A 13857-nucleotide genomic window follows, 5' to 3' on the forward strand; every position below is an offset into this window, starting at 1 on the left:
TAAGTGCCTATTAAACCCGTAAAATGGCTGTTTTTTGGCACTCAAAGTTGTGTGAATGAAGGAGTTTTTATGGTTGTGGGTATTGTCGGATTAGGTTTAATGGGAGGCTCATTAGGATTAGCGCTCCAAAATACAAAATTGGTCTCTAAAATTGTTGGCTTTGACCACAACCTAAGCCACTGCGAAGAAGCGTTAAAGTTAGGTCTTGTTCACGATATTGTCTCTTTTGCAGAAATTAAAATATGTGATGTTATTTTTCTTTCTATCCCTGTTGGTGGCATCATTAAGGCACTTCAAGATCTTCAAGATGTCTCGTCTAAAACAACCATTATTGACATGGGAAGTACCAAGGCTGAGATTGTTGCTTCGGTGCCCAAGGCAATTCGAACGAATTTTATAGCCGCTCACCCAATGACAGGAACTGAAAAATTTGGTCCAAGTGCGGCGATTCAAAACCTTTACCATGACAAAGTTGTTGTTCTCTGCGATACGGATAACAGTGGCGATCTACATAAAAACAGAGCGATTCAAATTTTTTCACATATTGGTATGAAAATTGTTTTTATGGACCCTATTTCACATGATGCGCATGCCTCTTTTATTTCACATCTTCCTCACGTTATTAGTTACGCGTTGGCTAATAGCGTTATGGGGCAGGAAGATCCAAAAAGTATTTTAGCACTTGCAGCAGGTGGTTTTCGCGATATGAGCAGGGTTGCTAAAAGTTCCCCTCAAATGTGGTCAGATATTTTTAGACAAAATAAAACAAACCTTTTAAGTTCCATTGAGGTTTTTGAGCAAGAACTCGAAAAATCGAAAAAAATGATCGAAGAAGAGGACTGGAAAGGGCTCGAAGCATGGATGAGTCGAGCAACTACCCTACACAAAATCCTCTAATATTTTACCAATTATTTTACGATCTATGGGGTGTTTAGCACCCCCGTAAAGATTGGCTTCAAGTTTTTCGATCCAACGATCAACTTCTTCATTTTTACCTTGATACTTGAGCAACTTTTGCAACAATGCTTTTTGTTGCATACTGCGTGGAATAAGCTTCACTTTTTTGAAACGGTACACTAAACTCAGAGCCAAAATCATTGCTCCTGCAAAACCAAAACCTAATGCAAAACTTCGCCCATCCATCTGCCATGAAACCGCCAAAGGTAGACTTTGAGCTCTTTCTTCTTCTGCCACACCTTTTTCGCTCTTGGCTACCAAAGATTCACCTCGTACTTTGATCGTTTGAGAAGGTGTTACAATCTTTTCGATACGTTTTTTAATGGGATGGTAAAAACGCAACTCCCAAGGGGAAATCTCAAAGGATTTTTGAGCATTAATCGCAAATTTTTGAACAAATTCGCCTTTGAGCTTTTCGCTTTCCATCCATGTCGTCACTTTGGGTGTGTCGCTAAAAACAACCGCATCAGGAAGATTGAGTTTAAAAGGTTCAATATCATCAAAATTACCCTCGCCTGTAATTTTAAGAGTGACGTTAAGTGCCTCATTAGGTGCAATATCTTTTTTATCAACCTGAACATCCATCGAAAAATCGCCTAACAAATCAACACCCTCTAGCGGCTTCACATGTAAGGTCAAATCATTGGAAACGATGCTCTTCCACTGGATTTGGCTGATAAACATTTCACGAGAGGTCACTTGCCTTGCAACATCAATTTTAGCAGCGGCGATACGCTGATCGCCACTTTTTTGCGGATAGATCATGTAATGGATCGTATGTATGACATCATCACCCTCAACATGAGGATTGTCTTTAGTAAGCTCTTTAACCCAAAAACCCTCTAGTGTTGGCTTTAAAAAGCGCATATCTACCAGATTTTCGTTTTTATTGCGCTTGAAAATAAACGAGAGTTTAACCCCTTCGTGACGCATAGGCATAGCATTTGAAACTTTCATCTCAAACGAGAAAGGCTCCTTGCGTGAACTTGTGGCAACCTTTTGTGAAAATTTCAAATGAATCGGTTCTGTCAGCTCTTTTTTACCATCTACAATCACCTCATACGAAGGAATCGTAACGTCATGGTCGGGATAAAAGGTAAAATAGTGATCAAGTTGTTTAGTCACAGATCCATTGACAAGTTCAATACTTTGACGACTTTGGCGCGAAACAATGGTAAAACCATCAATCTGTTCAATGGCAGGAAATTTGATGCTATCGCCCTTGGCACTTAACACCAATGTAGCACTCTCACCTTGCTCAATAGAAGGTTGCACCAAAAAAGCGCGCGCACCAAAAAGCTCAAGTGTGCAAAGAAGTATGAGCCCTAAACTACCATGTAATCGCATTATTCTTCTCCGTTTTCTCACTTTTATAAAGAGGCATAGGCTTGGTTGTCGGCTCATTTTTCATGAGTGCTCTCTCCCATTTTTTGGCTTCTTGCTCATCCATAGGTTTCGGTGTCATTTCTGCTTGTGAAGGTTCTTTCTCACGTTGATCGCTCTTTTCTTCCTTACCTTTTTCACCACTTTTATCTGCTTTTTGAGGCTCTTGTTTTTCGTTTTTAGGTTGATTTTTCTCTTCTTGCTTTTTGTTTTGCTGCTGTTTGAGATACTCTAAATTATAACGTGTTTCTTCATCTTCAGCCACATTCAACGCTTTCTCATACGCCTTAATCGCCTCATCAATACGTCCAAGTTGTGCCAATGTGTTGCCTTTGTTGTGGAGAGCTTGGTGTTGTAAGGCTTCATCTTTGATGCCTTCATAAAGGCTCAAAGCTTTCTCATACTGTTTTGTTTTATACAAAGCATTGGCAAGATTGTAAGCTGAGGCATCACTCTGTTTGGAAGCACTCACCTGCTCATACAAACGCACCGATTCATCAAAAGCGCCTTTTTCATAAGCACTTTTGGCTTGTGCCATTTCCCACCAATCCAAAATACCACTGTGTGCAGGTAAAACGCCTACACATAACACCATAAGGGAACTTAAACGCTTTACATGTAAAGCGTGAAAAGTGAAAAACAAGAGTATTAAAGCAATGGCTAACGGATAGTAAAAAAGCTCTATTGCCTCATAGGGTTTTTCTTGTTGAATATTTTTTTTGGAAGCTTTCAGCGCAACTTGCTCGCATAACCACCCTATTTCGCCAAGATCGCCGCTGGTTGCAATATACGCTCCACCCGTTTTAAGCGCTAATTCTTTGAGGTTATCCGCTCGCTTGGTGATGACAAGGTTGCCTTTTTGATCTTTTAAGGCTTCACCTTTTGCCGTGTAGATCATAGCGCCTTTTGTTGTTCCAACAAGGAGAAGATGAACACGTATCTGCTCTTTGCGCGCAAGCTCAAGCGCTTCTTCAATTTTCTCCCCATCGGCGCCATCGGTGATGATTAAAAGATCTTTACTCGCCTCTTTTAAAGGGGCAAAGACTCTTTTTGCAGAAATGAGTGCCGCAGGAATAGAACTTCCTTCACTGCTCATACTCTCGGAGTTAAGATGTTTGAGCAAAAAATTGAGACTGGCTCTATCTTCACTCATCGGTGCGACTAAAAAACCATCATTTGAAAAAGCCAGCAATGCAAATTTAAAACCATCAAGTTTTTCAAAAACTCGCTCTATGGCTATTTTGGAAAAGCTCAAACGAGAGGGATAAATGTCTTGAGCAAGCATCGAGTTTGAAATATCAAGCGCAATGGCTAAGGTACTAACAACGTGCGTTTGAAGCTCTGTCTCTTTGTTTACATGTAACGTCGGTCTCGCAAGGGAAAGCACTATCAAAGCAAGTGCTATTAAGAATAATCGAGGCTGTCTGGTCGCACTTTTTTTCTCAACCAACAATTTTTCAAGCATCTCACCTGAAAAAATTGAGCTCTCTTTTGGGGCACGAAGCACTTTCCACCACAAGGCTAAAAGCGGTAAGAGAAGGAGAAAAAAGGGTGATTCTAATTGCATATATTCTGCCTAAATGCCAATTTCCCATAACCCAAAAGAGCTAGGAAGGCTGCCAATAATGGATACATGTAAAGATACTGATAGCGATATTTTCCAGAAGCACTTTGCAAACTCTGCTCCATGGCATCAATTTTGGTGTAAATTTCTTCAAGTGTTTTGGCACTATTCGCCTTAAAAAAAGCGCCGCCACTTTTTTGGGCTAGCAGGCTCAACACGCCCTCATCAAACTCACCTTCTCGCCCAATTCCAATGGCATAAACTTTGATTTTTTCGCTCTCAAGCGCTCGCAACGCTGCCTCTAGGGGAACATTGCCTGTGGTATTAAAACCATCGGTGAGCAGAACAACGACTTTTTCTTTAGCACTGTTTTTTTGAAGCAATCTTGTTGCTAAAAAAAGGGCATCGTACATCGCTGTTTTCGTGCCAGCAATGCCCTCTTCAAGATTTTGAACGATCATAGAAGCACTCTCAAAATCATACGTCAAAGGGGTTGCTACATACGCAAAATCACCAAAAATAATGACGCCAATGTTATCCATCTTTCGCTTTTCAATAAAGGATGCCGCCAGCTGTTTAGAGAGAACAAATTTGCTCTTCATCGAAGTTCGGTCAAACAACTCTTTATGCATGGACTCACTCACATCTAAAAGCAAAAGAATGGAATGCGACAGACGCAGTTGCTCCTCTTTGCTTTGAATAACGGGCGAAGCAAGTGCTGTAAACAGCATACTAATACCAAGCCATTTTAGAATGGTTTGCAGGCGATGACTCTTTACATGTAAAGGCATTGAGAGAAAATGCGGCATATAAATCGCACTCATTTTATGCTTACATGTAAAGGCACAGAGGATGAAAAGAAGCAACCCTAAAAAGAGGTACGGATACTCAAACGTTAGCATCTTCATTCCCTAAAAACTGTTGCCATAAAGCTTTCTCTTCTTCACTCAGTGGTGCATCGTAAGCTCGGTACTTATAGTTGCCTAATCTTTCTTGCAGTGTTTCAAAAGCGGCTTTGTTAGCATCATCTACCACCAAAGTGCCAAAACGACTAAGCGCATACGCGCACGCTTTTGCATCAGCAATATTAACAGTTTGCAAAATCATCATCGCTTTCTCTCTAGGAGATAATGGCTTTTTTTTACTTTTTAGTTTCCACCCAATCCACGTAAGAATACCGATAAGAATAAGGGCTAGAAAAAGCATCCAAAGCCATGAAACGTCGCCAATCTCTACCAAACCTTTAATATCTTTGAGCCCTTCCATTACATTGCCCTCAAAAACGAAGAGAGCTTGATATAAGGGTCTTCATTGGTGTAAAGAGATAAAAATGCAATGCGGTGTTTTTTAAAATAACGCTCTAACTCTCTATCAAAGCTTGTTTGACGTGCCGTATAAGCTTTGACCATTCCCTCATCAAGAACTACTTTTTCTTCACGTAAAGTTGTCGGATCTTTAATGTAAAGCGAGCCTAGAGCCGTTGGTTTTTCTTCAAAATGGTCACGTATCTTGATGGCAACCACAGAGTGTTTTTTAGCAATCGCTTCTAACATGGGAAGTTCAAAAAAATCACTGAGGATAAAAAGAAGAGAGGGTTTTTTGATTCTAAGAAGTGCGTATTCTTGGATAACCTTCCAATTCAATCGTTTGGAAATCACAGGTATTTGGAGTGTTTTATGGGTTGCTTCTCGCACCATCGCCTCTTTTTTAGAAGCAAAACTCTCATAAAGCACGCTGTCTGAGAGTAGTGCCAATGAAAAAAAGTCACTGTTTGTAACTGCACTAAACCCCAAAAGTGCTACCACTTCTGCCATGACTTCTTGCTTCATACGGTCAACGCCAAAGTGTAAACTACCGCTCATCAAACCTAGTGCATAAACATTAATTTCTTTCTCTTCAAAAAAACTACGCAGTTGCATTTGACCTGTTTTAGCGCTTTGCTTCCAGTCAATGCGTTTGACATTGTCGCCGTACATGTAAGGACGAATTTGCGCAAAATCATACCCATCTCCTTCTTTCAAGGAGGGATTTGCCCCCACCATCTCACCAAAAAGATGTTTGCGACTGCGCGCGATGATTGTGTTATAGCTAAGTGTTTGCACAGTTAGGGAAGAGGAATTGTCTCGATGATTTGATCTATCAGAGCATCTGTCGTCACTCTTTGCGCTTCTGCCTCATAGCTTAAAATGATGCGGTGGCGCATCACTTCTTTGCTCACGCTTGCAACATCCACGGGCGTTACAAAATCTCTGCCTAAAAGAAGCGCATGAGCTCTACAGGCTTTATGCAAGTCAATGGTTGCCCTTGGGCTTGCTCCATAACGAATCATCCCCTCAAGGCTTGCTAAACCATACGCTTTAGGCTCACGCGAAGCAAAAACAATGTCTGCTATATAGGCTTCAATCTCAGAATCGATATGAACCATTTTGAGCTTATCTTGTAGCGCTTTCAATGTTGTAGCATCTAGCACTTTCTCAATGCCCTCTTGCATTCCTAAAGCCACCCTACGTGCCATGTGTATCTCTTCTTCTTTGGTGTTGTAACCTAGAAAAATCTTCATCATAAAACGATCAAGTTGCGCTTCGGGTAGAGAGTAGGTTCCTGTTGATTCAATCGGGTTTTGTGTCGCTAGTACCAAAAAAGGTCGAGGTAGTTTAAAACTCTCCTCTCCAATTGTGACTTGATACTCTTGCATCGCCTCAAGAAGTGCTGACTGTACTTTTGCTGGGGCACGGTTAATCTCATCGGCTAAAAGAAGGTTGGTGAAAATTGGCCCTTTTTTGACAACAAATTCGCCACTTTTAGGGTTATAGATTTCAGCACCAATAATATCACTAGGAAGAAGATCAGGCGTAAATTGAACTCTGCCAAAACTGAGTCCTAACGCTTTTGCAAGTGTGTTGATCGTTGTTGTTTTAGCAAGTCCTGGAACGCCCTCAATGAGAACGTGACCCTCGCAAAGAAGTGCAATAATGAGAAAGTCAATCAGTTTTGAATGGCCCACAATAACTTTTGAAATTTCTGATTTTAATGCGCGTAATGCTTCCATCAAACTGCCTTTGGAAGATGTCGAAAAATGTTTAGTTGCCACCAAACCTTACAAGTGCGCTTGCCCATGTAAAACCACCACCGAAGGTATCTAAAAGCATCAAATCGCCTTTTTTAATGCGTCCCTCTTCATAAGCATCGTTCATTGCCATCGGAATAGAAGCGGCTGAAGTATTGCCATATTTTGCTACGGTTAGAACAGTTTTCTCAATTGGGAAATCAAGTTTTGCTCGTACCGCTTCAATAATTCTAAAATTAGCTTGGTGCGGTATAAAATGATCAATTTGTGAAGCAGTTATATTATTTTTTTCTAAAATATCAATGACGTCATTTGTAAGTGTTTTAACCGCCACTTTATAAACATCATTACCCTGCATTTTAATGTAATTGAGTTTATTATCAAGGGTTTCTTGCGAACACGGGTATTTTGAGCCACATCCTGGAGTAATTAAAAGGTCACCATAACGTCCATCAGCAGAGGCATGTATATCTAAAATTGCTTCATTTTTATTTTCAGTCACACCAATAATAGCTGCACCCGCACCATCACCAAAAAGAATACATGTTCCACGATCGGTATAGTCAATCATGCTACTGATTTTTTCTGCGCCAATGAGCAGAACATTTTTCTTAGCTCCTGACTCGATGAAAGCCTTTGCCATAGAAAGCATGTAAACAAATCCGCTGCACGCTGCACTAATGTCAAACGCCATCACATCATTAATGCCAAGTTTCCCGGCAATAACACACGCCGTTGAAGGCATACAAAGATAATCAGGCGAGAGCGTTGCACAGATGATCAAATCAACCTCTTCTTTTGCAATGCCTGCTCGCTCAATCGCAAGAAGTGCCGCTTTAACACCAAGATCGCTTGTTGCTTCTTCATCGGATGCAATACGTCGCTCTTTAATACCTGTACGCTTCTCAATCCATTCATCCGTAGTCTCAACCATTTTTTCAAGATCAAGATTGCTAAGAATTCGAGAAGGCGCATAGCCTCCAATAGATTTTAAAGATGCGTACACGTTTATCCTTTATTGTTCTAAGAGCACTAATTTCTGCTCAATATCCGCATTGATACTAGAGCTTGAAAAATTAATTGCTTGAAAAATAGCATTTTTAACTGCTTTTGCATTGCTTTTGCCATGACCAATAATGGCACAACCATTAATACCAATCAAAGGCGCACCGCCGTATTCTGCATAATCAACTTGCTTTTTAAGCACCGTAAATACTTTACGCATCAAAACCGCTCCAGCAATGGCTAAAGGTGAGCGTCGTACATTTTGTTTGATAATCTTTGTAATTGAATCGGCAACGCCTTCACTGGCTTTGAGTAAAATATTTCCTACAAAACCATCACAAACTATGACATCAACGGAACCATCAAAAACATTGTTACCTTCAACATTACCTACAAAACTCTCAAGTTTTTTAAGTGTTTCAAACGCTTCTTTAGTTGTTTCATTGCCTTTGCTCTCTTCTTCACCATTTGAAAGTAATCCAACTTTAGGTTTGGCAATTTTAAGAACATCTTTTGCGTATGCTTCGCCCATAATAGCAAATTGTGCTAAATGTTCTGCTTTACAGTCTACATTGGCACCTACATCTAATACAAGACTAAGTTTACCTTGTATGGCTGTTGGCATAATGGTAGCAATAGCAGGACGCAAAACGCCTTTAAGTCTTCCAATGCGTAGCGTTGCTAAACTCATTGTAGCCCCACTGTGTCCCATAGAGACTACTGCATCTGCTGTTTTATCCTTAACAAGATCAACCGCTTTATAAATCGATGTTTCTTTACGTTTAAGCGCATTGGTTGCTGCTTCGTGCATGTCTAAAACATCAGCTGCTTCAACAAATGAGACTCTGTTTAAATATTCGTTAGGGATAAGAGGTTTGAGAACGCTAACGTCCCCTACAAGAAGTGCTTTGAATTGGCGCTCTTTGAGCGCATGAAGGGTTCCTTCAACAATTGGAGAGGGACCAAAGTCCCCTCCCATTGCATCAATTGCTATGGTTAGCATTTAGTTTTTATATTCGCCTGTTGTTTTGTTCACTCTATGAGGCATTTTCCATGTTCCATCGCTATCTTTAACTGGCATAGGAAGTGTCACGGTATAATGTGTTCTTCTTTTTGCGCCTCTGGTTTTGCTCACTCGTCTCTTAGGTACTGCCATTTTACTCTCCTTTTAGTTGTTCACATTGTCCACAATAGTGGTAATCACTTTTGAAAGCTTCGATTTCACTTTGAAGAATTGTATCAACATCAATCGAACCATCAAAAAATTCTATTACATTTAAAAGCTCTTCACCTTCTTGGTCTTCATAAAGTCCATCACTGGCAAAAACTTCAATGCCCTCATTGACCATCAGCTTAAAGCTTTCAGCACATCGGTCACACAAGTGTGGAAGATTTCCTTCCATAACGCCTGTACATTTTACCATTGTCTTACTCGTCTTTAAAGCTTCTCCAAAAAATCTAATCTCACCTAAAGATGTTTCAAAATGAATCCCATTAGCGGGAATTTTTTTGAATTCTATATTCATTGGACTTAGAGAATTTCTCTTTTTGCGAAAAAGAAATTAATCTCATTTTTTGCATTTTCTAAGCTATCGCTACCGTGTACAGCATTTGCATCAATACTGTCAGCAAAATCAGCTCTAATAGTACCTTTTGCTGCTTCTTTAGGATTGGTAGCTCCCATAAGATCACGGTTTTTAAGAACAGCGTTTTCGCCTTCTAAAACCATTACTACAACAGGTCCACTAATCATAAATTTAACAAGATCACCAAAAAATGGTCTGCTTGCATGAACTGCATAAAAAGCTTCTGCATCAGCTTGGCTGAGTTGTACTTTTTTCATCGCTGCAATTTTTAACCCATTTGATTCAAATCTGTCAACAATTTTACCAATAACATTTTTCGCTACTGCATCTGGTTTAATAATGGATAATGTGCTTTCCACAATCCTCTCCTATATATAATTGAATTTCATAACTTTGTAGGGAATTAGAACGTGGGAGTATAGCAGAATTTTTTTTTAATATCAATTAAATTATATTTTATACTTCAAAGGCAAAGAGGGAAACCCCTCTTTGTGGCTTTTATTCAGCACAAGGCGTTGTGCCTTTTCTCATATCTGGTCCGATTTCCTCACGACTTGGTTGGCCAGCATATGGTGCATCCCATACGATACATCCCTCAGTTGGACAAGCCTCAGCACATGCTGGAGCATCATGATGACCTACACATTCAACACATTTGTCAGCGTAAACGTAATAGATATCAGCACCTGTTGGGTTATCGCTATCATCTACAATTGCTTCCACTGGACATTCATCGATACAAGCACCACATGCGATACAAATATCAGTAATTTTTACTGCCATAATTTCTCCTTAACATTGGTTTTATACTAGCGAAAAACTATATCGAAACTAAATTGAAATTGATATTAAACCCAAATTGCTAGTTAAAAACCACCAAAAGGATTAATCTAATCAATTCAACTAGAACCTTTTCTTTCCAATCAGAAAAACTCGTTCCAAGATCTTTTATTGAAGAAATCTTGCATTAAATTTTGAAGCATGCAATATAGCTTGCGGCTGTCAACTATTTTAGCAAAAAAGTAAATAAATATTTAACTATATTAAAAGGTATTTTTGCCTATTATATTTAAACGATATTTTATATTTGGAGCACAATTTATGAATTCCTTGGCAAAAAAAGTAACAATTTTACAAGTCTTGATCGTTTCATTTGCAATTTTTGCTTTTATTCTTTATATTAATTTTTATCTTAGTAGCTATATTAAGCAAGAAACGGAACAAAAAATTACGGCAAATATTACAGGATTGCAACAAACCGTTAAAGTTTATAATAGCGCACTTGAAGATACTGCCATTAAGCTTTTTACAGTTTTTGAATCAGGCTTTGGTAGTTTCCACATCGACTCCAGTGAAAAAATCAAAGTTAATAGCATCGATACACCTTTGATCGCAGCAGATGGACATACACTCAACAATAACTTTACAAAAGTCGATGCTTTTACTGAACTTACAGGAACTGTTGCGACTATTTTTGCACTTCAGGGTGATGACTTTGTTCGGGTTTCAACTTCGCTCAAAAAAGAAGATGGATCACGTGCAATGGGGACGATGTTAGGAAAGGCTAGCCCTGCGTATGAATCTATTATGAAAAAGCAAAAATATATTGGAAGTGCAAGGCTTTTCGGTAAAGATTACATTACCGTTTATGCGCCAATAATTGAAAATAATAAAATCATAGGTATTTTATTTATCGGTTATAATTTTACTGAAGGACTTAAAGCATTAAAGCAACAAATCAATAGCATGAAAATAGGCGATAATGGCTATTTTTATACAATGAATATCAAAAGTGAATCATACGATATTCATCCAAAATTAGATGGCTCCAAAATCTCCTCAGAGCTTGATAAAAAGATATTAGCTCAAAAGCAAGGAATATTCGATATAACAGAAGAAGGTGAAGCTAAAATCATCAGTTTTCAGACCTTTGATAAATGGAATTGGATTTTAGTTGCCAAAGCTAATGCAAAAGATTTTCAAGCAGCTAATGATAAACTGAGAAATAACCTCATTGTCACCTCTGTCATTATGACCTTCATCATTGTGATTATTATTTGGACACTTATTAATCAAATTATTACGAAACCTCTTAATAACCTCATTGAAAAAGCAAAAGATCTTTCCAGTGGTAATGGTGATCTTACGCGTCACCTAGAAATCAAAGGAAATGATGAGATTGCACAGGCGAGTGAACAAATTAATAATTTTATTGAAAAAGTGCGTATTCTCATTTGTAATGCTAAATCACTCTCTAGTGAAAATTCTTCTATTTCACATGAACTTTCAACCACATCTTTACAGGTTGAAAAACTGGTTGAAAAATCTTCTTCGATTGTTCTTGATACAACCAGTCAAGCAAATCACGTCCGCGCAGACATGAGTGTTTCTATTGATCAAGCAAAACATAGTAAAGAAGATATGGTCAAAGCCAATGGCGCACTCCAGTCGGCTACAAGCGCTGTTATAGCACTAACAAAAGAGATACAAAAAAGTTCGGCAACTGAAATTGAGCTTGCTCAAAAGCTCAATCAATTGAGCACTGATGCAGAACAAGTGAGAAGTGTTTTAACAGTGATTAGTGACATTGCCGATCAAACCAACCTTTTAGCATTAAATGCTGCTATTGAAGCAGCGCGTGCAGGCGAACACGGACGAGGTTTTGCTGTCGTTGCTGATGAAGTACGTAAACTTGCTGAACGCACTCAGAAAAGTCTTATTGAAATCAATGCAACGATCAATGTGATTGTGCAATCAATTGTTAATTCGAGTGAACAAATGAGCCATAATTCACAAAAAGTTGAAGAGTTAGCCAATACAGCTCAAAAAGTCGAAATCAGCCTTCAGGAAAGTTTTACAATTATCAGTGCTGTTACAAAAATTACTGAAAATACTGTTGATAGTTACCTTCAAACAGGACAAGAAATTGATATTATCATCAATAAAATAGGTGAAATCAATAAAATTTCAACAGAAAACAGTCGTAGTGTTGAAGAGATTGCAGGGGCTGCTGAACATCTAAGCCGTATGACGGAAAACCTCAACCACAAGCTCGGAGAATTTAGAACATAAAATAAGCATAAACCTTATAAGAGAAAATTAGTCCTATTGCTTAAAAACCATTTTTTATATTTAATTGTATAATTTCTGTACCAATAAAAATTCTCAATTAAAGGATGATCATGCTAGTAACTAATAAAGCTCCTGACTTTACAGCAACCGCTGTTTTAGGCGACAATCAAATTGTTGATAATTTCAATCTATATGAAAATTTTGGATCAAAAGGAACCGTTCTTTTCTTTTATCCTTTGGATTTTACATTTGTATGTCCATCTGAAATCATCGCATTTGATAAAAGACTAGAAGAGTTTAAAAACCGTGGCATTAATGTCATTGGTGTTTCTATCGACTCACAATTTTCGCACTTTGCATGGAAAAATACTCCTGTCAACCAAGGCGGTATCGGTCAAGTAAGATTCCCACTTGTAGCAGATCTTTCTAAAAAAATTGCTCGCGACTATGATGTTTTGTTAAATGAAAGTGTTGCTCTTCGTGGTTCTTTTCTTATTGATAAAGATGGCACCGTAAGACATGCCGTTATTAACGACTTACCACTAGGAAGAAATATCGATGAGATGCTTCGTATGATTGATACAATGCTCTTTACAAATGAATACGGTGAAGTTTGCCCAGCAGGTTGGCAAAAAGGTGATAAAGGTATGACAGCTAGCACCGCAGGTGTTGCTGATTATCTTGCGCATAATTCCGATAAACTCTAATAAAGTAAGCTAAGAGAGAATCTCTCTTAGCTTACTTCTTTTTACAAAGTCCACATGCTTCTACAGTGGCAATAACATCCAGACGATCAATTTTAACTTTTTTCTCATTTTCTAATGTTGTTTGATAGGCAAATAAACTTGCATCATAATCAACATCTTCAATAGCGCCACATTGCTGGCAAATAAAATGGATATGTGGCTTTGAGTAAATGTCATAACGCATTTTCCCCTCTGCGACATTAACTTCAATCACCACGCCTTTTTCTTTAAGCGTCGCAAGATTTTTATAAACCGTTGCCAAAGACATCGATGGATTCTCTTTTTTGAGTGCATTATAAAGATCATCAATCGTTGGATGCGTTTTTTTATCTAACTCTTTAAGAACTGATATTCTTTGGGGTGTTGCTTTCAGTTCTTTAGTTTTAAGTAGATTCATAAAATCATTCATTATATATACCCCCTCTCATTATCTTTTTTTGAATCATTCCATAATGGAGCTCAATTTTGCTGAAAATA

At 38.5% G+C, this 13857-nt stretch carries 16 protein-coding genes; 3 read left to right on the forward strand and 13 right to left on the reverse strand.

Going from position 1 to position 13857, the window contains the following annotated elements:
* The first annotated feature begins 69 nt into the window (after nucleotides 1-69).
* Complete coding sequence (locus N0B29_RS03085; protein WP_263832221.1) at nucleotides 70-897, forward strand: prephenate dehydrogenase; 828 nt, start codon at nucleotides 70-72, stop codon at nucleotides 895-897.
* On the opposite strand, the gene N0B29_RS03090 is transcribed toward N0B29_RS03085, so the two are convergent.
* The 12 genes from N0B29_RS03090 to N0B29_RS03145 all read right to left on the reverse strand — a co-directional run bounded on the left by N0B29_RS03090 (nucleotide 880) and on the right by N0B29_RS03145 (nucleotide 10345).
* Nucleotides 880-2304, reverse strand: coding sequence for a BatD family protein (locus N0B29_RS03090; RefSeq protein ID WP_263832222.1), 1425 nt, complete (start codon nucleotides 2302-2304; stop codon nucleotides 880-882). The genes N0B29_RS03085 and N0B29_RS03090 overlap by 18 nt on opposite strands.
* Entirely contained in the window at nucleotides 2288-3907 is a 1620-nt protein-coding gene (locus N0B29_RS03095) for a VWA domain-containing protein (RefSeq protein ID WP_263832223.1), read from the reverse strand. The genes N0B29_RS03090 and N0B29_RS03095 overlap by 17 nt, the downstream gene beginning before the upstream one ends.
* Nucleotides 3898-4806: a vWA domain-containing protein gene (locus N0B29_RS03100; RefSeq protein ID WP_263832224.1), complete on the reverse strand. Its 909-nt coding sequence runs from the start codon at nucleotides 4804-4806 to the stop codon at nucleotides 3898-3900. Before N0B29_RS03100 ends, N0B29_RS03095 begins: the two co-directional genes overlap by 10 nt.
* Nucleotides 4793-5170 (reverse strand): hypothetical protein, encoded by a 378-nt coding sequence (locus tag N0B29_RS03105; RefSeq protein ID WP_263832225.1) that lies wholly within the window; start codon nucleotides 5168-5170, stop codon nucleotides 4793-4795. The genes N0B29_RS03100 and N0B29_RS03105 overlap by 14 nt, the downstream gene beginning before the upstream one ends.
* Nucleotides 5170-5925, reverse strand: a complete 756-nt coding sequence (locus N0B29_RS03110; RefSeq protein ID WP_263832226.1) for a DUF58 domain-containing protein — start codon at nucleotides 5923-5925, stop codon at nucleotides 5170-5172. Before N0B29_RS03110 ends, N0B29_RS03105 begins: the two co-directional genes overlap by 1 nt.
* Nucleotides 5926-6008: 83 nt before the next feature.
* On the reverse strand, nucleotides 6009-6956 hold the full coding sequence (locus N0B29_RS03115; protein ID WP_263832493.1) for an AAA family ATPase: 948 nt from the start codon (nucleotides 6954-6956) through the stop codon (nucleotides 6009-6011).
* A gap of 28 nt (nucleotides 6957-6984) precedes the next feature.
* The gene (locus N0B29_RS03120; protein WP_263832227.1) at nucleotides 6985-7977 is read right to left on the reverse strand and encodes a beta-ketoacyl-ACP synthase III; all 993 of its coding nucleotides are present in this window, start codon (nucleotides 7975-7977) and stop codon (nucleotides 6985-6987) included.
* A gap of 9 nt (nucleotides 7978-7986) precedes the next feature.
* A complete protein-coding gene (plsX, locus tag N0B29_RS03125; protein WP_263832228.1) occupies nucleotides 7987-8979 on the reverse strand; it encodes a phosphate acyltransferase PlsX in 993 nt (330 codons plus the stop codon).
* A complete protein-coding gene (rpmF, locus tag N0B29_RS03130; RefSeq protein ID WP_263832229.1) occupies nucleotides 8980-9132 on the reverse strand; it encodes a 50S ribosomal protein L32 in 153 nt (50 codons plus the stop codon).
* A gap of 1 nt (nucleotide 9133) precedes the next feature.
* On the reverse strand, nucleotides 9134-9400 hold the full coding sequence (locus N0B29_RS03135) for a DNA-binding protein (protein WP_263832230.1): 267 nt from the start codon (nucleotides 9398-9400) through the stop codon (nucleotides 9134-9136).
* Between the two features lie 107 nt (nucleotides 9401-9507).
* Nucleotides 9508-9921 (reverse strand): nucleoside-diphosphate kinase, encoded by a 414-nt coding sequence (gene ndk / locus N0B29_RS03140; RefSeq protein ID WP_263832231.1) that lies wholly within the window; start codon nucleotides 9919-9921, stop codon nucleotides 9508-9510.
* A gap of 139 nt (nucleotides 9922-10060) precedes the next feature.
* Complete coding sequence (locus N0B29_RS03145) at nucleotides 10061-10345, reverse strand: DUF362 domain-containing protein (protein ID WP_263832232.1); 285 nt, start codon at nucleotides 10343-10345, stop codon at nucleotides 10061-10063.
* A gap of 318 nt (nucleotides 10346-10663) precedes the next feature.
* Between N0B29_RS03145 and N0B29_RS03150 the strand changes: the two genes are divergently transcribed.
* Together N0B29_RS03150 and N0B29_RS03155 are read left to right on the forward strand one after the other, a co-directional pair.
* Nucleotides 10664-12634, forward strand: a complete 1971-nt coding sequence (locus N0B29_RS03150; protein ID WP_263832233.1) for a methyl-accepting chemotaxis protein — start codon at nucleotides 10664-10666, stop codon at nucleotides 12632-12634.
* Nucleotides 12635-12744: 110 nt separating this feature from the next.
* Nucleotides 12745-13341 (forward strand): peroxiredoxin, encoded by a 597-nt coding sequence (locus N0B29_RS03155; RefSeq protein ID WP_263832234.1) that lies wholly within the window; start codon nucleotides 12745-12747, stop codon nucleotides 13339-13341.
* A gap of 31 nt (nucleotides 13342-13372) precedes the next feature.
* Here N0B29_RS03155 and N0B29_RS03160 read toward each other — a convergent pair whose 3' ends face one another.
* Nucleotides 13373-13789: a Fur family transcriptional regulator gene (locus tag N0B29_RS03160; RefSeq protein ID WP_263832235.1), complete on the reverse strand. Its 417-nt coding sequence runs from the start codon at nucleotides 13787-13789 to the stop codon at nucleotides 13373-13375.
* Between the last annotated feature and the right edge of the window lie 68 nt (nucleotides 13790-13857).

The sequence above is a fragment of the Sulfurospirillum oryzae genome (assembly GCF_025770725.1).
GTDB classification, from domain to species: domain Bacteria; phylum Campylobacterota; class Campylobacteria; order Campylobacterales; family Sulfurospirillaceae; genus Sulfurospirillum; species Sulfurospirillum oryzae.